Consider the following 18895-nt stretch of genomic DNA (forward strand, 5'->3'; position numbering starts at 1 on the left):
TGACTGCTGGCAGTGAAACCGTTTCTGGTCAATCAATCCACAATGCGTTAATGATACACAAAAAGCGCTTTCGCGCCTTTTGTTTGTATCATGCCTAGCTGCCCTCTCCGCCCTCCGATCGGCCGCCCCGTTCGGAGAACAGCAGAAAAGGCGCTACGCAGCGACCAGCGGCACGATGGCATCGACCGGACAGACGTCGATGCATTGCGGCGAGTCGAAGTAGCCGACACATTCCGTGCACTTGCCGGCATCGATGACGAAAATGTCGTCGCCGGTCGCGATTGCGTCGTTCGGGCATTCCGGAACGCACACATCGCAGCTGATGCAGTCATCGTTGATCATCAAGGCCATTGCCGCTTTCTCCTGGTTTGTATGCTTGGGTCCATGGTGATTCGGCCCGGGTTGGCCCGAAGGGTGCGTCGGCGGGAGGCACCCTTCCGGCTATCGCCAGCATTCCGATGGCCGAACGGTAACATCCATATTGCTCCAAGTCAAACTGTTTGACTTCTAACAATATAGGCGCAGTTCAACGCGGAGCCGATCTACGGTAGCATTCGCCCTTGGAACCTGAGTGGCGCCTGTGACGCCAAGCCCGGAATGGACATGAAAAAGAAGACATCCGCAGACAAAGGCCTCGATTTCGGCATTCTGCCCAGCCTGGCCGGTTATCAGCTGCGGCTTGCACAGATCGCGATCTTTCGCGATTTCGCCGCTGCGCTCGGCGAGTTCGACGTCACGCCCGGACTGTTCGGCGTCATCGTCATCATCGACGCGAACCCCGGGCTGAAGCAGAGCGAACTTGCGCGCGCCGCGCACCTCGACCGCTCGACGGTGGTTTCGGTGATCGACAATCTCGAACGCCGCGGCCTCGTCGAACGACGCCCGGCCGAAAACGACCGTCGTTCGAACGCGCTGGTGCTCACTCCGGACGGAGTCGCGCTGCTGAAAAAACTCAAGCGCCGCGTCGGCGAACACGAGAAACGGCTCGTCGAGCACCTGTCCGAAGAGGAGCGCGTCACGCTGGTGAGGCTGCTGCAAAAGATTTTTCCAGAACAGCGTCTGACGCAGCCGCGCACCTAAGCCGGATTCGGCGGAAAGCTTCTGCAAAAACGCCGGAGAGGCGTCTTGACTCGCCTCGCCGTCGCGCGTCGCATCATCGTTCGCGGCGGACTCCGGTTTCTTGCGCCCGCCCGGTTCGCTAGCGACCAGCTGTGCTACCTGGTACCCGGCGACTTCGTGGACGCTGGAGTCGCGCCAGAGGCGGAGGCGCTCGCGCCGGCGGGGCTCGTCCCTTGGGCGGACGGCGACCCGGTCGTCGCGTTCGAAGAGCCGCTCACGCTTCCACTCGCGCCCGACGTCGAGCTCGCCTGCCCGCCCTCGGCCGTCCCCGAGTTCATCGCCGACCCCGAACGGGAATGGATGATCCCCTGCCGCTCGGCCTCTTCCCTGGCGGCAGCAGCGGCCGCCTTGGCCGCTGCCTCCATGCCGCCGGTCCTCGCAGCGGTCTGGTCGTCCCCTGTCTCGGCTGACCGCCCGTCGCGATCGACCTCGGACGCGGCGGCGGCCACCGCGGCCGTAGCGACCCGCTTGCCACGCTCCAGTTGCTCCTTGCCGGTCTCCGTGGCGCGATCGACGAGGTCATCACGGTATTCACCGAGCAGTTCGTCTTCACGCCGCGTCGGCGGCAGTCCCGCACCTAGCGCGGCGCCGATTGCCACCCCGATGGCGCCGAGCACGAGCGGCTGCTCGGTGGCCATATAGCTCCAACCGCTGGCGGCGCGCTCCGCGTAATGCTTGGCCGAATCGCGCGCGTGGCGGCCCTGTTCGCGCATCCGCTCGCCGGCGTGCGATCCGGATTCGCGTGCGTGCTCGACGCTTTCTCGCGCGCCGTGAGCCGCGCCACTGACACTTTCCCTGACGCTGCGCGCGGCGTCGCCGATGCGATGGACCACGTCGCTCATCGCCGAACTCGCACGCTCGGCCGCCCCCTTGATCCGTCCGGTCGAGGACTCGTCGTCGGCAGTCCTCGGGCGAGCGATGTGCTCTGCACTGCGCATATGCGTGCCCGTTCCCGAGGCCATCAGCCACGCGAGGCCGACCGCGACGAGTGTTGCCGGCAGCGGGTTGTCCCTGACGCTGGCGCCGAGATTCGCCACGTAATCGCCCGACCCGCGCTTCGTGTAGTCGAGCACCTGGTCGAGCAATTGCCCCGGCGACAGCCGGCGCTGGATCGCCTCGAGCGTGTCGCCCATCCGTGCGCGCTCCGCTGCGATCTCGGCCTCGATCTCTTCCGGGCTACGGTCGGACGTCATCCTCGCATCGGGCACGCGCGTCTGCCCCTCGTCGAGATACTGCTGCGGCTGCCGGTAGGTGGCATTCCTGGGATCGTCTGTGTTCATCTCGTCTGCTCCTTCACGAATTCCTTGTCCCTGCGCAGCGATTGCGCGGTGCGCCGCAGCACGAGGTTGCGGGCGTCGAGGTTGTGGCGGCCGCGATTCAGCATCACCAGTCCGATGACGAGGACGATGACGCCGACGAGCAGCGCAGCCGCCCACAGGCCGATGTCGGCGAACACGGCGATCGCGCGCGCAATGCCGTCGAGCAGCACCAGCACGCCGGCGAACGCGACGACCCCACCCACCGCGAGCGAGGTTAGCGCGGACGTCGTCTGCGAAATCTTTTCGCTCATCTCCGCCTTCGCGAGATCAATCTCCTTGCGCACGAGCGTCGAGGTTTCACGCATCAGATCGGTGAAGAGTTCGGGCAGGCTGCGAGTTTCCTTGTTGATGTCCATCACACTGGCCCTCCAGCCGGCAGCTTGGGTTCCCGTTCGCCCGGGGTGACGACGGTACCGACCGAGGGATCTGCGCCAGAGACGGTGCGATCGAGCGGATTGGTCGAATGACCTGTGCCGGACGGATGTTCTGTCGCGGGTGCGTGCGCGGCAATCGGGACGTTTGCGTCGTCCTGTTCGAAACCGGCGCGCCCTTGATAGCGCCCGAAGTCGCTCCCGTGATCCCGCTCGCCGGCGCGCTCCTGTTCGTGCGGCCGCCGCGCGGAACTCTTCAACATTCGCGCAAGCCCGAACCCCAGGACCACCGCGCCGCCGAGAAACAGCGCCGGCTGCCTGCGCGCGAGGTCCTGCGCATCCGAGATGAGGCCGTCGACCTTCTTGTGCTCCATCGAGCGCGCAAAACCTTCCAGCCGGTCCGCAGCCCAGTCGACGTAGTGGCCGACGCTCTGCTGCTCCTGGTGCTCAAGCTCGTCGCCGGCACGCCGCAATGCCCGGGCGAGACCGACCGCGCCCTTCGCGACGCCGCTTTTCTGGCTGTCGAACAGCGACTCGGCGAGATGTTTCGCTTCGCGCCGCATCTCCCGCTCCGGCCGGCCGCGCCCGCCCTCGCCTCCGTCACCCGAAGCGTTGCCCCTGCCGGTACTCGTGTCGCCCGGCGTGCCCACTTCCATTGCTGTGCCGACACCGGCCGCGACCCCTGCGGCCGACGGCCCTGCCGCAGTGCCGCCGGTCGACATGCGAAACGCGTCGCCCGCGCCGGGGATGTCAGGATTGTTCGTATTCATCGTCGCCTCCTCTCACTTGATTGCAGTCCATTCATGGCCAGAGCAGTGGCCCGGCCATCACGGCGAAGACAGGCAATCGCTGTGCCTTCTATGGAAGGCTCGCCGGTGAACGAGGAAGGACAGTGGGACCAGCGCGGTTTGCTGGGGAAGATTTGTCCGACGCGCAGGCTGGGGTAGTCGCGGGCGTTACGAATCCGGCAATCAAATACAGCCGCTCGCCTCTTGCTTGTAGAAGGGCTGCCGGGGCTTCGACAAGCCTGGCCCGAACGGAATCTTGTTGTCGGGTCGGCAATAACGCCGGGCAGCTGGATCTGATTCCGCGGCTTTTCCAGCCCCGTTGCGGAGTTGGCGAAGGAGCGAGATGTTCACCAACGAATCGCGGCACCTACAACGGCAGCACGGCCTTGAACCACGCCTTGTCGCCGCGGAATCGATTCTCCGCTTCCGTTTCATGCTGCCACTGGGCGATGAACATCGTCCCGGTCTTGCTCGTGTAGCTCACGCTCGGGCCGATCGCGAACACTTCGCCCCGCCGCCCGGACGACCACGGCCCGAGCGCCGACGAGATCTTCCTGCCTTCGAGCTTGTCGTCGGTCGTCTGCTTCAGGTAGTAGCCGGACAGCCCCACCGCCCACGGGCCGATGTGCTTTCCGACGACGTAGTCCATGTGAAAGTCGTCCCCGGACTCGTAATCCATCTTCGGCGCGCCAGGTGCCGGGCGGAAGTCCTTGTTCTTCGACTTGATGTTGTACATGAACTTGCCGGACACCTCCCAGCCCGAGTCCGACAGCCACGTCATCGCGAAGATCGGCTCGATGCTCCAGTAGTTCGTGCCGATGCTCTTGCGCGGATCGCCGGACTTGTACTTGCCGCTCGGCAAGTTGAAGTCGAGCGCGACGGTCCAGTGCAGGTTCGGCGTATGCCACGCGACGATGATCGGGTTGATCGTGATGTCGCCGAGGTCGGTCTCCGACGCGCTGCGCCCGCCGAGCTTCACCTCCTGGTTGACGACCGGCACGATCAGGTGCATGCCCCAGTCACCGCCGAGAATCTTCGTGTCGGTCATCTTGATGAAGCGCAGCGCGTCGAACCAGGCGCGCACCGACGTGTTCGGCACCTTGTCGCCGTCGCCGTCGCGCAGCTCGGCGTCGTAATAGCCGAAGTAATTGAGGAAGTAGTTGCCGGGCGGGGGCACTGCACCGGCCAGCCAGTTTTCCGCGCCGTTCGGGTACTGGTCGCCCCCCTCCTTCGCCATCGCATTGCCTGCCACCAGGGCCGCCAGCACGGCGGCCACGGCCATTTGATTTACCTTCATGTTTTCTCCCTGATATTCGATTTTCCGCAACAACCGTTCCGCACTGCGCAGCGGGGCGCAGCGCGGAATCCGGGCCGCATCAGAACGGGAACTGCCGCTGCCCCAGCTGCACGGTGACCCACTTGAGCTCGGTCATCTCGTCCATCGAGTGATGCCCGCCCTCGCGTCCGAAACCGCTGTCCTTGACGCCGCCGAACGGCACATGCGGCTCGTCCATGATCGACGAGTCGTTGATGTGCACCATCCCGGCTTCGAGCCGCAGCGACAGGTCGAACGCTTTCTGCAGGTCGTTCGTGATCAGGCCCGACGAGAGGCCGTAGCACGAGTCGTTCGCGAGCGCGAGCGCCGCTTCGCTGTCCTCGGCGCGGATCACCGATACCGCCGGGCCGAAACTCTCTTCGCGGAACACCAGCATGTCCGGCGTCACGCCGGCAAGGATCGTCGGCTGGTAGAAAGCGCCTTCGCTCCTGCCACCGGTGAGCAGCTTCGCGCCTTTCGCGACCGCATCGGCGACGTGGCCGTCGAGCACGCGGCACTGCTTGCGATCGATCAGCGGGCCGATCACGGTCTGCGGATCGTGCGGATCGCCGACCTGGAACCCCTTGATTTTGGCGGTCAGCTTTTCGCAGAACGCGTCGAAGATCGGCGCCTCGACGATCAGGCGCGAGTTCGCCATGCACACCTGCCCCTGGTGCAGGAAGATGCCGAACGCGGCGGCATCGACTGCGTAATCGACGTCGGCGTCCTTTAGCACGATCAGCGGGCTTTTTCCCCGAGCTCCAGCGTGATGCGCTTGAAGTGCTTGCCGGCCTCGGCCGACAGCTCCCGCCCGACTTCGGTCGAGCCGGTGAACGTGATCATGCGGATGCGCGGATCGGCGACGAACGTGTTGCCGAGCACCGAGCCTTGCACCGGCACGACGTTGAGCACGCCTTTCGGCAGGCCGGCGGCCTCGAAGATCTCGGCGATCTTGAGCCCGGTGACCGGCGTGTAGCTCGCCGGCTTCAGGATGAAGGTGTTGCCGGCGGCAAGCGCGAGCGCGACTTTCTTCGTCGCGAGGAGGAACGGGAAGTTGAACGGCGCGATGCCCGCGATCACCCCGAGCGGCCGGCGCACGCTCATCGAGAACACGCCGGGGCTGTCCGACGGCATCGTCTCGCCGGTGATGCGCCGACATTCGCCTGCGGCGCTGCGCAGCAGGTTCACGACGAACGACGCTTCGAACATCGCCTTGCCGAAGGTCGACCCGGCCTCGTCGATCAGCACCTCGGCGACTTCCGGGATGCGTTGCTCGAGGATCGTCGCCGCACGCATCAAGATCGCCTCGCGCTCGTTCGCGAGCGTGCCGCCCCAGCTTTCACGCGCGCGGTACGCTGCCGCGATCGCGCGCTCCAGATCATCGGCCGAAGCCTGGTGCACGCGCCCGAACACTTCGCCGGTCGCCGGATTGAAGTCGTCGAGGATCGTGCCCGACGACGACTCGACCCATTCACCGTCGATGAAGAGCTTGTATTCCTTCATGTCTGCTCCTAGAGGCTGATGCCGCACCGGCCCGGCGCGATGATGTTGTTCGGATCGAGCGCCTTCTTCAGGCGCTTTTCGACGTCGCGCTTGACCGGCCCGTAGGTCGCTGCGACCTTCTCGGCGAATGCGGTGCTCGCGCGGTACATGCCGTAGCCTTCGTTCGCGAACGTATGCAGCAGTTCGTCGTAGCAGGCGTAGGCGTTCTTCGTCTGCGTCTCGTCCGAACGGTCGTACAGGAGATCGATGACGTGGTGCATGTCGCGCCAGCCGACGATGAATTCGCCGACGTAGTCGAAGCCGTACTTGCCGAGAATCTCCTTCGCCATCTTCATCTGCTTGAGCGTCTCGGTGCCTTTTGCCTGCGACACCGGCGCGAACCAGACGGAGCCCCCGCCGCCGCGCCAGTTGTAGAGGCCGAACTCGCCGAGGTTCGGCTTGCCCTTCATCAGGTCGAAGCGATATTGCAGCGCCTGGCTGCCGCGCGAAGCTTCCTCGGTGATGATCGTGCCGCCGGTGCCCGCGGCGACCGCTTCGATGATCTTCCAGTTCGCGTCGTTGGTTTCCTTCGTGCCGTAAAGGCCGGCGTACACGTTCCATGCGCCGATGCCATGATCGGCCTGGATCTTCAGCACCGCGTCGTCGGGGATCGCGCCCGGACCGGTGAAGTAGTCCGCGCGCTTGACCGGCGTGCAGGGCGCCTCCCACAGCGTGTGTGCGATCACCACGGCGTTCGGGATCACCATCGCGATACGCAGCGGGCGCAGCGCATCGACGATCTTGGTGATGTCGGTTTCGTTCGGGTACTGGATGCAGAACGGGCGGAAATCCGGCGGCGCCGGCATCAGCCACATCCCCATCTTGGTGACGATGCCGTAGTTCGACTGCGTGAAGATGCCGTCGAGCGTCGGGCCGTAGCCCCACTTGAACACCTGCCAGGTGTTCGAATTCTCCATCGCACCCATGCCCGTGCGCAGCACTTCGCCGTCGGCGAGCACGACTTCCATGCCGCACGAGAACATGAAATGTTCGCCATACGGCGTGTAGCCGACGCCGCGATCGACCATGTTGCCGACCGGACCGGCGATCGCCGACGGCGCCGGGCACGAGAACCACAGCGGAAGCTTGTTTTCCTGCAGGTAGTCGTAGAGCTGCTGATAGGTCACACCCGGTTCGACGAGCGCGGTGCACAGCTCCGCATCGACGTCGAGGATGCGGTTCATGCGCCGCAGGTCGAGGACGATCTGGCCGCGCTGCACGGGCGCCGCCGATCCGTAGCCGATGTTCTTGCCGGTCGAGACGGGATAGACCGGAATGCGGTACGTGTTCGCGACCTTCACGATGCGCTGGATCTCTTCGACGCCGTCCGGCATGACCGCCGCCGACGGCGCGTGCTGCGCATCGGCGACCGGCATCATGATCTTGTTGTACGGCGCGAGCGGCTCTTCATCGACGAGCACGTGCTCGGCGCCGACGATGGCGCGGATCTCCCGCATCGCCTTGTCGAAATCTGCGGCCGTCACGCCTTTCGGCAATGTCCTGTCGTTTGAACTCATGCTGCTGTCTCCGTGGATGTAGGACGTCGTTCGATGCTCGATGTATTGAGGACGAAGGACACGAGGCTCGCCGCGCCAGCGCCTCTGGCGCTTGCGAACGCGTCTTCGGCAACTGCGGCCGCGCGGCCCGACGAGGGCGTGCGTCCGCGGCCGACTGCCTGTGCGTACAGGCGCCCGATGCGGTCTGCCGGCAACGCGATGCCGTCAGACCAGACGAGGTTCGATTCGAGGCCGGCAACGCTGCAGCAACTGCGCACCGCCCCATTCGACACCCTGTGATGCGTCTGGATCACGCACGCCGCGCCGCGGGAAGCCGCGAGCTGCTGGACGATCAGCGCCGAGGCATCGTCCATGACCCCGATCAGATGGCCGTTGCGCGCATCATCGAGCAGCGCCATGACGCTCGCGAAGCGGCCCAGCTCGTCACGGCGCAGCGCACGCCGCGCAACGCGCAAGCCCGTCGCCTCCAGGCTGCCGGCGATCCGCGCGGCGAGCGTCGTCGCAAAAGGCAGATCCACTTGACTGACGAGGGTCACCGGGACTGCGGCCGCGACATCGGCAGGCGCGGCTGCAGCTGCGAAGCGCCCGAGCGGCACTCCGACCAGCGCTCCGCCTCCCAGTACTCCCTTGAGGAAATCACGTCGCTCCATCGCGCATCTACTCCTTCACCGCCGGCGCGCTGGCGCCGATCAGCTGCGCCACTTCGGCAAGGGCCGTATCGTCGATCTCGCTCGGCCGAAAACTCGGCATCGCCCGATTGCCGTGGCGCACGACGCGCTCGATGTACACCTGCGGAAGCTGCCGGCCCTTGAGCACGGGGCCGACATTGGCCTCGTGACAATGCGCACAGACCTTCTCGTACACCTGCGCTCCGTCGCGCCACTGCCCTGCAGCGACACCCGCCGCCCCGAGCATCGCGCCGGCACCGACAACTAAACACGCCAACCTGTTGGCCCCCATCTCGTTCTCCTCCCTGTATCCCGTCTCTGCGGCATTCCCGCAAAGGCAGTAAAGCAAGGCCTGTGCCGTAATGAGCGACACGAACATTTTCCACTGTTATCAGTGGGTTGGAGAATCGTTCAGGGCGAAGGGTGCAACGGGGCGAGTGTCTGGAATCTGGACATCTTCCGGCCCGCCGTGCCTATGCCGCGCGCGTTGTCAGCCAGCGCGGGTCTTCGGCAGAGTGTTGCAAATCCGGGCAGTGTCGGTTTTTGCGACAGAACGGTGCGCAGGAGCCTCTCACCGAACGGCGGTACGCGGATAGCGCGGGCAAGCAGCACAAGCCCATCGTGATGAACTAAATCGACCGTCCGCAACTCCGCGCCGGCGGAACCGGCGCCGGCGACCCTCTATAGCATCGTTGCAGAGCGCAGGATGCAAACGCGAAAACCCGGCACCCTGGCCACAAGATCGGCAGGTGCCGGATTCTCGATCAGCGGAGAATCAAACAGCAGTGATACATCGGGTGGGTGATTCGGCAGCGACGCGGTTCCATGCCACATACGCCGATGTAATTCCCAGCACGACCGCGGCAACGGGACCGGCCGCCACCATGCCGACGTTCCACGCTCCGGCGCCCCAGCCGATGGATCCGAGCAGCGAGCGCGCCGTGACACACTCGGCCAAGCCACGTGAATTGGCGTACTGCACGGCCCCGAGCTTCAGCCCGACGACCGTAACGATGCCCGCTGGCGTGCCGATGAGTGCTGCCACTGCCGGATTACCTTCGGCAAATCCCATACCGAGTGCCGCCGCAGTTGTGCCGATATCGGCGGCCTGCCCGGCCATCGCAAGGTCGATCACTGCCTCGGATTCGATCGCGGCATGTTCTTCGCGTACAACTTTGCCATCTTCGATATACAGGGACATGACGCCGCGTTGCTCGTAGGGCTGGCCATCGTAGAGCATCGCGGTGGAATACCAGGCATCGATGCGACCATCGAATTGCTGCACGTGGGTGATTTCGATTGTGCGGTCAGTCGATCTGGAATAAAGGGCGGCGTAATCCGGCTCGTGGGCAAGAAATGTCCCGTCCTCGTAGCGCGCCTTGAATTCGTCGAGGGGTGTAGCGATCGCGTCGGCGGCCGGGAGCGCCCCCCCCAGCATCACGATAAGTGCCACCAGGCACGCTGTTGCGCCGTTGGAAAACGTTCCAGCCGACTGTTCCCTCGCATCCCGTTCAATTCCCGACGTATACAGAATCGATGTCATGATCGCCCCCTTTGGCCCGCTGAACTCATTTGCGCAAGGAATGCACGCAACCTCCGCTGCAAGCCTTCGATGCATTTTGCGGACCAGGGCGAATATCTAATTTGGTTTCAATAGATTACAAACCGAGACGAAGGCTCGAGGCAGCCAGATGTAAAAATTTTCGACAACGTAACGGCGGAATCCGCCGTGGCCTTCTTGCTGCGGGCGCATCAGGGCAAGGGACCTGCATCGCTGAAATCGTCGATGCAGCGGCAGCGGGAAATTGGCTTGAACAGCTGCGACGTTGAAATGGTCGGCGATGAGACCGGCTAAGCCCGACGGCGCAGGCACGGGAAGGTCCGGCTCGTCGTCGCCTCCTGCCCGTCGGGCAGGCGCTAATCGGCGGGCTGGGCCGTGCGCAGAAAGCGATACACGGTCGAGCACGACACCCCGAGGGCCTGTGCAGCGGCGCTGACGTTGCCGTCCAGCTGGTCGAGCACCCAGACGATGTATTCGCGCTCGAACTCTTCGAGAGGCGTGATCGCCGAAAAGGCGCGGCGCGCAGCGGGAGCGGGCGTATTTTCGGCGGGGATCGACAGGATCGAGCACACCGTCGCTTCGTCGATCGTCTCGCCGTCATTGAAGACCAGCAGGCGCTCGATGACGTTGCGCAACTCGCGCACGTTGCCCGGCCAAGGGTAGTCGCACAGCCGCGACAGCGCCGCCGATGAAAGGCGCGGCAGGCGGGGCAGATGGGATGCGGCGCGCCGCATCAGGTGGTCGACGAGCAGCGGGATGTCTTCGCGCCGCTCGCGCAGCGCCGGGACATGGATATGGACGACATTCAGGCGATACAGGAGGTCGTGGCGGAACTTGCCGTCGGCGACCAGCGCCTCGAGGTCACGGTGCGTCGCGGCGATGACGCGCGCGCCGGTGTGCCGCAGCGCGGTCGCGCCGAGTTGCCGGAATTCGCCGCTGTCGAGCACGCGCAGCAGCTTCGCCTGGCATGCGGCGGGAAGCTCGCCGATTTCGTCGAGGAACAGCGTGCCGGCGCTTGCAACCTGGAACAGGCCGTCCTTGTCGCTCGTCGCACCGGAAAACGCACCACGTTTATGGCCGAACAGTTCGCTTTCGACGAGATCGTCGTCGAGCAGACCGCAGTTCAGCGGCACGTACGATTCGGCGGCGCGGCCGCTCCAGCGGTGCAGCGCGCTCGCGACGACCTCCTTGCCGGCGCCGCTCTCGCCGGTGATCAGCACCGGCAGGTCGAGCGGTGCGGCCTTGCGCACGAGCGCGAGCGTGCGCTGCCACGCGGCGCTCGCGCCGATCACCGCGGCGTCGTCCGGGCCGCGCAGATGGGCGATTTCGGCGCTCAACGCCGCGCAGCGCTGCGCCATCGCGCGCTTTTCGAGCGCACGCTCGACGACGATGTCGAGCTCGGTCAGCTTGTAAGGTTTCGACAGGTAGTCGAACGCACCGAGCTTCATTGCCGAGATCGCAGTGTCGACGTTGCCGTGGCCGGTCAGGATCACGACTTCGATCAGCGGGTCGAGCTCCTTGAGGCGCTTCAACACCTCGATGCCGTCGATGCCCGGCATCTTGATGTCGACGAGCGCGAGGTCGATTCCGCCGCACTGCGCGCAGTCGAGCGCCGCTTCGCCGTCGGCGGCTTCGCTGAGGCGGTAACCGGCGCGGCCGAGCCGGCTGGTGAGCAGCTGGCGGTACAGCGCTTCGTCGTCGACGATCAGGATATGGCGGCTCATATGTCGGCCCCTTCGATGCCGGCTTCATCGTATGGCAGCGAAATCCGGAACCATGCTCCGCCTTCGTGCCGGTTGCCGCAGGTGATCCTGCCGTGCAGCTCGGACATGATCCCGTAGCAGATCGACAGGCCCAGGCCGGTGCCGCGGCCGGGCGGCTTCGTCGTGAAGAACGGGTCGAAGACGTGGTCGATGACGCCCGCAGGCAGACCGGGGCCTTCGTCGAGCACGCCGAGTTCGACGGCGTCGTCCACGCTTCGCAGCTCGACGCGCAGGCGGCCCGCGCCGTTCATCGCGTCGCGCGCATTCTTGACGAGGTTCTGGATCACCTGGTCGAGCAGCGTCGGGTTCGTGCGCACCGGTGGCAAGCGGTCCTCGATGTCGAACGTGATCTCCAGCCCGCGCGTGAGGCCGACATCGCGATACGAGGCAAAGCGCTCCTGCACGTACAGCGCGACGTCGACCGGCTCGATCGGCGGCGTCTGCCGGCGCGAAAACAGCAGCAGGTTGTCGGTGATCGCCTTGCAGCGCTGCGCCTGTTGCTGGATCGTCGTCAGCCCGTCGCGGATGATCTCCAGGTCGGGGATTTGCGCGGCATTCGGGATCGCCTCCATCAGCGCCTGCAGCTCTTCGGCGAAGCCGGACACGAGGCCGAGCGGATTGTTGATCTCGTGCGCGATGCCCGAAGCGAACTGCCCGAGCGAACTGAGACGATTCGCCTGGGCGAGCTGCCGCTCCATTTCGCGCCGCGCGGTGATGTCACGCGCGACGCCGATGACGCCTTCCGCTTTTCCGTTCGTCAACAGCACCGTGGTGCTGACTTCGAGGAGATAGTTCGTCCCGCACGGCGCCTCGAGCGCGATCTCGAACGGCTGCCCCTGCCCGCCGGCCAGGCGCCGCCGGAAATCCCGCTCCAGTCGCAAGGCCGACGAATGCAGCATGAATTCGCCGCAGCGCCGGCCGATCGCGCGATCCGCGGGCACGCCGAGGAGATCGGCCATGCGCGCGTTGACGAAGCTCAGGCGCCCGTCCAGATTGAGGATATACACCGCGTCGTTGATGATGTCCTGGATCTGCTGTTCCCGGTTTTCGAGCCGCGCGGCGTATTCCGTGAGCTTGCGTTCGCGTTCCTGTTGCGCAGTGACGTCGAGCGCGAGGCCGCTGTAGCCGACGATCTTGTCGCCCTTGATGACCGGCTCGACCTGCAGCTGCACGGGGAAAGGATGTCCCGCCGAATCGCTCATCACGACGTCGAGGCGGGCGACGCTGCGCTGCCGCGCGCTCTGCTTCAGGAAGCTCGACGCCTGCGCACGATACTCCGGCAGCACCAGATCCTTCAGGCGCAGCGACGGCAGCTCGGCCTCGTCGATGCCCAGGCGCGTCCGCCCGGCCTTGTTGAGCTGCACCAGACGGCCGGACAGATGCAGCGCGAAGACGATTTCGGGCAGATCCTCGATCAGGTTGCGGTAGCGCTGCTCGGACGCCTCGAGCTCGCGCGTGCGCTCGAAAACCTTGGTTTCGAGGCCGTTGATCTGATCCTTGATGTTCAGCGGCTGGAAATACTTGCGCAGTTCGGCGAGTTCGGCCGAACCGTCGTCGGCATTCATCAGCGTCCACGAACAGCGCTCGTCGCCGCGCCCTTCGCATTCGTGTTCGATGCAGATCATGTCGGTCTGGAACACGTACGACGCGAAGCCGGACGCGTAGCCGGCCAGCGTCCAGCACACGGCCTCGCGAGAGCGGCCGAACAGGCGCAAGTGCTGCTCGGCTTCATAGGAGCGCCGCCAGAAGCCGCCCATGCGATAGCGCCGGCGCTCGCAGTCGATCTCGACAGAGCAGGTCTCGACTTCGGCGATGCCGGCGAACATGTGCGTGCGCGGGCCGCCGCGGACGAACTGCTCGATCGAGTCCGGGTGCATGTACGCGGCGAGGAGGCCGGCATCCTCGTGACCGCAGCTGAAGCCGTAGCGCGTCAGGACTACTTTCGCCGCCTCCGCGCCGAGCGTTTCGACGAGCTCCTTGCGCAGCGCTCCCATCGCATCGGTATGCAACAGGATCGCCCGGCGGCCACAGAACTCGATCGCCCCCTCGTTGGGCCGCAGCTCGACGAGGGAGAAGAAATCAAGTTCGTCCGCGCGCATTTCCGTTCTCCTCTGCCGTGGCAGAATTTTTGCCCAGCGCGCGACGCAAACCCCCCGTCAGGACACGCCGACGGCGCTCTCGTGCAACGCCCGCAGACGCCCGCGCTGAAGCTTGCCGGTCGGCGTCAGCGGCAGTTCGTCGAACCAGTGCACCCAGCGCGGACGACGATGACCGGGGAGCGTCGCAATGCCTTCATCCATCTTCTGGCGCGCTTCGCTGCCGCGCTCCGGCGCTGCCACCGCAAGCACTGCGAGCGCCGTCAGGCCGTCGGCGGAGCTTACCCCGACGGAGGCGATCTGATGAAGCGTTTCGCCACAGACCGACGCGAGCGACTGCTCCACCCACAAGGTGCTGACCCACTGGCCGGCGATCTTCAGCATGTCGTCGTTGCGTCCGGTGTATTCGAAGCGCCCGTCGGCGTGGCGCAGGAACATGTCGCCGGGAGAAAACCAGCCGTCGCGGAACCCGTCCGCCTGCGCCTCGGGCCGCTTCCAGTAGCCGAGCGCGACTGCGGAATGGCGGATCCACACGCGCTGCGGCACGTCCGGATCGACGTCGTCGGCATGACGGACTTCGGTCAGCGGGGTCGGCCGCATCAGGCCGGAATCGTCGTCGCTGAAAAGCATCAGGCACAGCGTCTCCGACGTCCCGTAGCCGCTGATCAGCGTGTGGCCCGTCGCTTCGCGCCAGTCCTGCCGCACGCCCAGCGGCAGCGCCTCGCCGGCCGAGACGTAGTGGCGGATGCCGTATTGCGCGATCCGCCGGGCGACGCCGGTCTGCAGCATCTTGCGGTACAGCGTTGGGACGCTGAACAGCAGCGTCGGGCGATATTTTTCGACCATGTACTCGACGCGCTCCGCAGTTGGCCATTCGCGGTCGAGGATCACCGTCGCGCCGACGCGCAGACCCGCGAACAGGCTGTTGCCGAGCGCATAAGCGAAGAACAGCTTGGAACTGGCGTAGAGCCGGTCGGCCGCGGTCAACCCGAGGATGCCGCAGGCGAACGAATGCGCGTCGACCACGGTGCGCTGCGCATGGACGACGCCTTTCGGCACCCCGGTCGTCCCCGACGTGCCGATCCACAGCGCCGGATCCTCGGCGACGCGTTCGACCGGAGCGATCGGTTCGGCCGCGGCCAGGTGCGTCGTCCAGTTACAGGTGCCGGGCCCGCTCGCGACGATCTCCGCAGCAGTCCGCGCCTGCGCGACAAGCGCGCTGGCCTGCTCGTTCTCGCACCACACGAAGCGCGGCTCGCATTCGTTGAGGATCGGCGCGAACTCGTTCATCGACAGGCGCGGATTGACGCCGATCGCGACTCCGCCCGCCCAGATCGCGCCGAGGTAGGCAACGACCCAGTCGATGCTGTCCGGCGCGAACACGATGACGCGGTTGCCGGGTTGCAGGCCGAGCGCCTGCCACGCGCCGGCCGCGCGGCTCACGCGGTCGCGAAGCACCGCGTAACTCACTTTTTCGTCGTCGCATTCGATCGCGATCGCCGTGTCGGCGCCCATCGACAGCAAACTTTCCGCAGCATTCATTGCGATTTCTCCTATTGACCCGGCCACCAAGTGCCGTTCGGGCTGAGCCCTTCGGCTTCGCCCAAGCCAGGCCTGTCGAAGCCTTGGCGACGCCCTTCGACAAGCTCAGGGCGAACGGTTGTATTTAAGTGCCGCTTTGATAATCCCCGGAAGTCCCGGGCTTCATCCGATTAACCGGACCAGGAACAGCGTCAGGACCGGGAAGAAAACCAGCAGGACGACGCGCAGCGCGTCCGACATCAGGAACGGCACGATGCCGCGGAAAGTCGCCGACATGGGGACATTCTTCGCCATGCTGTTGATGATGTAGACGTTCATGCCGACCGGCGGCGTGATGAGGCCGACTTCGACGACCATCAGCGCGAGGATGCCGAACCAGATCGCCTTCTCGGTCTGGTCCAGGCCCCAGAAATCGAGGCCCATGATCACCGGGAAGAAAATCGGGATCGTCAGCAGGATCATCGACAGGCTGTCCATGACGCAGCCGAGGAACACGTAGATGACGATGATCGCGAACAGCACCAGCAGCGGCGGCAGGCCCGAGCCCGAGACCCAGTTCGCCAGTTCGGCGGGCATCTGCGTCAGCGCGAGAAACACGTTGAGCACGTCGGCCCCCAGCAGGATCAGGAAGATCATCGCGGTGGCCTCGGCGGTCGAGTACAGCGACTCCATCAGTCCCTCCAGGCGCATGCCTTTCGCGACCGCGAGCACCCCGGCCCCGATCGTGCCGACCGAAGCGGCCTCGGTCGGCGTGAAAATGCCGCCGTAGATGCCGCCGATGACAACGACGAAGATCGCCAGCACCGGCCATACGTCGATCAGCGCACGAATGCGCAGCGCCACGCTCTTGCGTTCCCCCGCCGGGCCCGCATCCGGGTTGAGCCGGCAGTGCAGCGCGATGACGGCGATGTAGCCGAGGGCGGCGATGATCCCCGGAATGAGCGCCGCGGCGAACAGCTTGGCAATGTTCTGCTCGGCGAGAATCGCGTAGATCACGAGCACGACCGACGGCGGAATCAGGATCCCCAGCGTCCCCCCGGCGGCGAGCGTCGCTGTCGCGAGCGCCGGCGAGTAATTGAGCCGGCGCAGTTCCGGCAGCGCGACCTGGCCCATCGTCGCCGCCGTCGCGAGCGACGAGCCGCAAATCGCGCCGAACCCTGCGCAAGCGCCGACGGCGGCCATCGCGACCCCGCCGCGGTAATGGCCGATCATCGATTCGGCGGCCCCGAACAGCGCTTTCGACAGACCGCCGCGCGACGCGAAGCTGCCCATCAGCAGGAACAGCGGGACGACCGACAGATCGTAGATCGAATAGCGCCCGTAGGCCGCGGTTTTCAGATAGCCCAGCAGCGGATCCCAGCCCGCCATCGTAACGTAGCCGGCCACCCCGGTGATCAGCATCGAGATCGCGATCGGTACCCGCAGCGCCAGCAGCACCAGCAGGAAAACGAAGAAACTTGCACCGATGGCCGTACCGCTCATGCTGGCTGCTCCAGGAATTTCTGTGAGGACGTGTAAAACGCGGTCGCAGCGAGCAGCGCGAAGGATGGCGACATCAGCATGTACGCATACCAGGTCGGCACTCCAAGCAGCATCGAGGTTTCACTGCTGGCCCTGAGATCGACCGTCCCGATCGTCATTCGCCAGGCCACGATTCCAGCGCAGATCGCGAGCAACAAGGCACCGAGACCGTCGAGGCGTGCCCGCATACAGGGGCGCAGGCCGGTCGTGAAGAAGTCGACGAACACGTGGCTGCCGCGCATCTGGCCCCATGGCAGGAACGCGGCGACCGCCACGGCGGACCCGATCTGCACCAGTTCGAAGTCGCCGAGTACGGCGTTGCCGGTCAGCGCGCGGCTCGCGATGCTGAACACCGACATGATGCTGACTGCGACCAGCACCAGTCCGCCGATCGCGGCGAACGTGCGGGAAAGAAGGAACAGCGAGCGACCGATCGGATCCCGTGGCGAACAAACGGGCGTTGCAATGGGTTCGGACATTTGAAGTCTCCCGGTGAGGCGATCCCGGCCGGCGGACGATTCGTCCCCGGACCCGCAGACCGCGGGTCATGTGGCCGCGGGGCGAACCGTGGCGGTCCGCACCGCGGGGTGCCGAATGCTTCAGATCGGGTCGTGCTTCTGGATCAGATCCTGCGCGCTCTTGAGCAGCGCCTTGCCGTCGTGTCCCTTGCCCGACACTTCCGAGACCCACGAGTCATAGACGTGCTGGCCGGCCTTCTCCCATTTCTTGAGTTCGGCCGCCGGGATGACGTTGAACTGGTTGCCGCGGTCCGACGCCAGTTTGCGCGCGGCGGCCGCCGACTCGTCCCACACCTTGCCGACCCACGCCGAGGCTTCGGCTCCGCCATTGGCGTCGATGACCTGCTTCAGGTCGGCCGGCAGGCTGTCGTACTTCGCCTTGTTCATCGCGAAGACGAACGCGGTCGTGTAGAGCGCGCGCGCTTTCGGATCGCCTTCGCTGTGGAACTTGACCAGTTCGTGGGCCTTGACCGCAGGGACGACTTCCCACGGCAGCATCGCTCCGTCGATGACGCCTTTCGACAGTGCCTCGGAAACCTGCGGCACCGGCATGCCGACCGGCGTCGCACCGAGCGCGGCGAGGAACTTGTTCGTCTGGCGCGTCGGCGCCCTCAGCTTGAGGCCGCGGAAGTCGGACTGCTGGGCGATCGGCCCTTTGACGAGATGCAGTTGGCCGCTGTCATGGACGTGGAACAGGATCGGATGAATGTCCTTGAACTCGGTCTGGTCGAGCTTGTTCACCGTGACGTATTCCCACAATGCACGACTCGACAATTCCGCCGTCTTGGTCATGAACGGCAACTCGAACACTTCGACTGCGGGAAAGCGCCCGGCGCTGTAGCCGGGCAGCGTCCAGACGATATCGGCAATGCCGTCCCGCGCCTGGTCGATCAGCTGCGGCGGCGTGCCGCCAAGCTGCATCGCCGGGTAGATCTGGCACTTCAGTCGGCCGGCCGATTCCTTGTTGATCTTGTCGCACCACGGCGTGATGAACTTCGCGTGCGCCGTCGAACCCGGCGGCAGAAAGTGATGCACTTTCAGCGTCACTTCCTCCGCCGACGCTGCGCCGACCGCCAACGCCAGCGCCACGCCGGCCACTACCCTGAATCCAGCTGAAATACCTTTGCTCATATGCTCCTCCGGTGTATCGGTTCGTGGTTTTTGTTTTCCTGCACGATAGGCCTGCGGCAGGCGCCCGACAACACGGCGCGCCGCCTATTTTCGCTTCGATTGATGAATATCAAACAATCTACGA

The 18895-nt window shown here is 65.3% G+C and carries 19 protein-coding genes; 2 read left to right on the top strand and 17 right to left on the bottom strand.

Going from position 1 to position 18895, the window contains the following annotated elements:
- Positions 1 to 153 precede the first annotated feature (153 nt).
- A complete protein-coding gene (locus PA01_15575) occupies positions 154 to 351 on the bottom strand; it encodes a YfhL family 4Fe-4S dicluster ferredoxin (protein ID KON79870.1) in 198 nt (65 codons plus the stop codon).
- Between the two features lie 252 nt (positions 352 to 603).
- Between PA01_15575 and PA01_15580 the strand changes: the two genes are divergently transcribed.
- The gene (locus tag PA01_15580) at positions 604 to 1080 is read left to right on the top strand and encodes a MarR family transcriptional regulator (protein KON79871.1); all 477 of its coding nucleotides are present in this window, start codon (positions 604 to 606) and stop codon (positions 1078 to 1080) included.
- Between the two features lie 134 nt (positions 1081 to 1214).
- Here the strand turns inward: PA01_15580 and PA01_15585 are convergent, their stop codons facing one another.
- From PA01_15585 to PA01_15625, 10 genes are all read right to left on the bottom strand, one after another.
- Positions 1215 to 2399 carry a DUF3618 domain-containing protein gene (locus PA01_15585; protein KAI5912345.1) on the bottom strand — a complete coding sequence of 395 codons (1185 nt, stop codon included), beginning with the start codon at positions 2397 to 2399 and terminating at the stop codon, positions 1215 to 1217.
- On the bottom strand, positions 2396 to 2794 hold the full coding sequence (locus tag PA01_15590) for a phage holin family protein (protein ID KON79872.1): 399 nt from the start codon (positions 2792 to 2794) through the stop codon (positions 2396 to 2398). Before PA01_15590 ends, PA01_15585 begins: the two co-directional genes overlap by 4 nt.
- Entirely contained in the window at positions 2794 to 3372 is a 579-nt protein-coding gene (locus PA01_19105) for a hypothetical protein (protein ID KAI5912346.1), read from the bottom strand. Before PA01_19105 ends, PA01_15590 begins: the two co-directional genes overlap by 1 nt.
- A 592-nt stretch (positions 3373 to 3964) precedes the next feature.
- A complete protein-coding gene (locus PA01_15600; protein ID KON80390.1) occupies positions 3965 to 4894 on the bottom strand; it encodes a transporter in 930 nt (309 codons plus the stop codon).
- A gap of 79 nt (positions 4895 to 4973) precedes the next feature.
- A complete protein-coding gene (locus PA01_19110) occupies positions 4974 to 5648 on the bottom strand; it encodes an aldehyde dehydrogenase family protein (GenBank protein KAI5912347.1) in 675 nt (224 codons plus the stop codon).
- Between the two features lie 2 nt (positions 5649 to 5650).
- Positions 5651 to 6415: an aldehyde dehydrogenase family protein gene (locus PA01_19115; protein KAI5912348.1), complete on the bottom strand. Its 765-nt coding sequence runs from the start codon at positions 6413 to 6415 to the stop codon at positions 5651 to 5653.
- 8 nt (positions 6416 to 6423) lie between these two features.
- A complete protein-coding gene (locus PA01_15610; GenBank protein ID KON79873.1) occupies positions 6424 to 7971 on the bottom strand; it encodes an FAD-binding oxidoreductase in 1548 nt (515 codons plus the stop codon).
- On the bottom strand, positions 7968 to 8621 hold the full coding sequence (locus tag PA01_19120; GenBank protein ID KAI5912349.1) for a hypothetical protein: 654 nt from the start codon (positions 8619 to 8621) through the stop codon (positions 7968 to 7970). Before PA01_19120 ends, PA01_15610 begins: the two co-directional genes overlap by 4 nt.
- A gap of 7 nt (positions 8622 to 8628) precedes the next feature.
- The gene (locus PA01_15620; GenBank protein KON80391.1) at positions 8629 to 8931 is read right to left on the bottom strand and encodes a cytochrome c; all 303 of its coding nucleotides are present in this window, start codon (positions 8929 to 8931) and stop codon (positions 8629 to 8631) included.
- 483 nt (positions 8932 to 9414) lie between these two features.
- The gene (locus PA01_15625) at positions 9415 to 10182 is read right to left on the bottom strand and encodes a hypothetical protein (protein ID KON79874.1); all 768 of its coding nucleotides are present in this window, start codon (positions 10180 to 10182) and stop codon (positions 9415 to 9417) included.
- A 186-nt stretch (positions 10183 to 10368) separates the two neighbouring features.
- Here PA01_15625 and PA01_19125 point away from each other — a divergent pair, with 186 nt between their 5' ends.
- Complete coding sequence (locus tag PA01_19125; GenBank protein KAI5912350.1) at positions 10369 to 10494, top strand: hypothetical protein; 126 nt, start codon at positions 10369 to 10371, stop codon at positions 10492 to 10494.
- A gap of 62 nt (positions 10495 to 10556) precedes the next feature.
- Here the strand turns inward: PA01_19125 and PA01_15630 are convergent, their stop codons facing one another.
- The 6 genes from PA01_15630 to PA01_15655 form a co-directional block, all read right to left on the bottom strand.
- Positions 10557 to 11924 carry a sigma-54 dependent transcriptional regulator gene (locus PA01_15630; GenBank protein ID KON79875.1) on the bottom strand — a complete coding sequence of 456 codons (1368 nt, stop codon included), beginning with the start codon at positions 11922 to 11924 and terminating at the stop codon, positions 10557 to 10559.
- Positions 11921 to 14062, bottom strand: coding sequence for a XylR N-terminal domain-containing protein (locus tag PA01_15635; GenBank protein KON79876.1), 2142 nt, complete (start codon positions 14060 to 14062; stop codon positions 11921 to 11923). The genes PA01_15630 and PA01_15635 overlap by 4 nt, the downstream gene beginning before the upstream one ends.
- 57 nt (positions 14063 to 14119) lie before the next feature.
- On the bottom strand, positions 14120 to 15601 hold the full coding sequence (locus PA01_15640) for an AMP-binding protein (GenBank protein KON79877.1): 1482 nt from the start codon (positions 15599 to 15601) through the stop codon (positions 14120 to 14122).
- 162 nt (positions 15602 to 15763) lie between these two features.
- Entirely contained in the window at positions 15764 to 17083 is a 1320-nt protein-coding gene (locus tag PA01_15645) for a TRAP transporter large permease (protein KON79878.1), read from the bottom strand.
- A complete protein-coding gene (locus PA01_15650) occupies positions 17080 to 17601 on the bottom strand; it encodes a TRAP transporter small permease (GenBank protein ID KON79879.1) in 522 nt (173 codons plus the stop codon). Before PA01_15650 ends, PA01_15645 begins: the two co-directional genes overlap by 4 nt.
- A 120-nt stretch (positions 17602 to 17721) precedes the next feature.
- Entirely contained in the window at positions 17722 to 18771 is a 1050-nt protein-coding gene (locus tag PA01_15655; protein KON79880.1) for a TRAP transporter substrate-binding protein, read from the bottom strand.
- Between the last annotated feature and the right edge of the window lie 124 nt (positions 18772 to 18895).

It is taken from the genome of Azoarcus sp. PA01, assembly GCA_001274695.2.
In the GTDB taxonomy this organism is placed as follows: Bacteria; Pseudomonadota; Gammaproteobacteria; order Burkholderiales; family Rhodocyclaceae; genus Aromatoleum.

Bases quoted from the DNA above. Each gene is read 5' to 3' on its own strand.
- PA01_15640 (KON79877.1), bottom strand. From the start codon at position 15,601: ATGAATGCTGCGGAAAGTTTGCTGTCGATGGGCGCCGACACGGCGATC.
- PA01_15590 (KON79872.1), bottom strand. From the start codon at position 2,794: ATGGACATCAACAAGGAAACTCGCAGCCTGCCCGAACTCTTCACCGAT.
- PA01_15645 (KON79878.1), bottom strand. From the start codon at position 17,083: ATGAGCGGTACGGCCATCGGTGCAAGTTTCTTCGTTTTCCTGCTGGTG.
- PA01_15630 (KON79875.1), bottom strand. From the start codon at position 11,924: ATGAGCCGCCATATCCTGATCGTCGACGACGAAGCGCTGTACCGCCAG.
- PA01_15580 (KON79871.1), top strand. From the start codon at position 604: ATGAAAAAGAAGACATCCGCAGACAAAGGCCTCGATTTCGGCATTCTG.
- PA01_15635 (KON79876.1), bottom strand. From the start codon at position 14,062: ATGCGCGCGGACGAACTTGATTTCTTCTCCCTCGTCGAGCTGCGGCCC.
- PA01_15600 (KON80390.1), bottom strand. From the start codon at position 4,894: ATGAAGGTAAATCAAATGGCCGTGGCCGCCGTGCTGGCGGCCCTGGTG.
- PA01_19105 (KAI5912346.1), bottom strand. From the start codon at position 3,372: ATGCGGCGCGAAGCGAAACATCTCGCCGAGTCGCTGTTCGACAGCCAG.
- PA01_15655 (KON79880.1), bottom strand. From the start codon at position 18,771: ATGAGCAAAGGTATTTCAGCTGGATTCAGGGTAGTGGCCGGCGTGGCG.
- PA01_15620 (KON80391.1), bottom strand. From the start codon at position 8,931: ATGGGGGCCAACAGGTTGGCGTGTTTAGTTGTCGGTGCCGGCGCGATG.
- PA01_19120 (KAI5912349.1), bottom strand. From the start codon at position 8,621: ATGGAGCGACGTGATTTCCTCAAGGGAGTACTGGGAGGCGGAGCGCTG.
- PA01_19115 (KAI5912348.1), bottom strand. From the start codon at position 6,415: ATGAAGGAATACAAGCTCTTCATCGACGGTGAATGGGTCGAGTCGTCG.
- PA01_15650 (KON79879.1), bottom strand. From the start codon at position 17,601: ATGTCCGAACCCATTGCAACGCCCGTTTGTTCGCCACGGGATCCGATC.
- PA01_15585 (KAI5912345.1), bottom strand. From the start codon at position 2,399: ATGAACACAGACGATCCCAGGAATGCCACCTACCGGCAGCCGCAGCAG.
- PA01_15575 (KON79870.1), bottom strand. From the start codon at position 351: ATGGCCTTGATGATCAACGATGACTGCATCAGCTGCGATGTGTGCGTT.
- PA01_15610 (KON79873.1), bottom strand. From the start codon at position 7,971: ATGAGTTCAAACGACAGGACATTGCCGAAAGGCGTGACGGCCGCAGAT.
- PA01_15625 (KON79874.1), bottom strand. From the start codon at position 10,182: ATGACATCGATTCTGTATACGTCGGGAATTGAACGGGATGCGAGGGAA.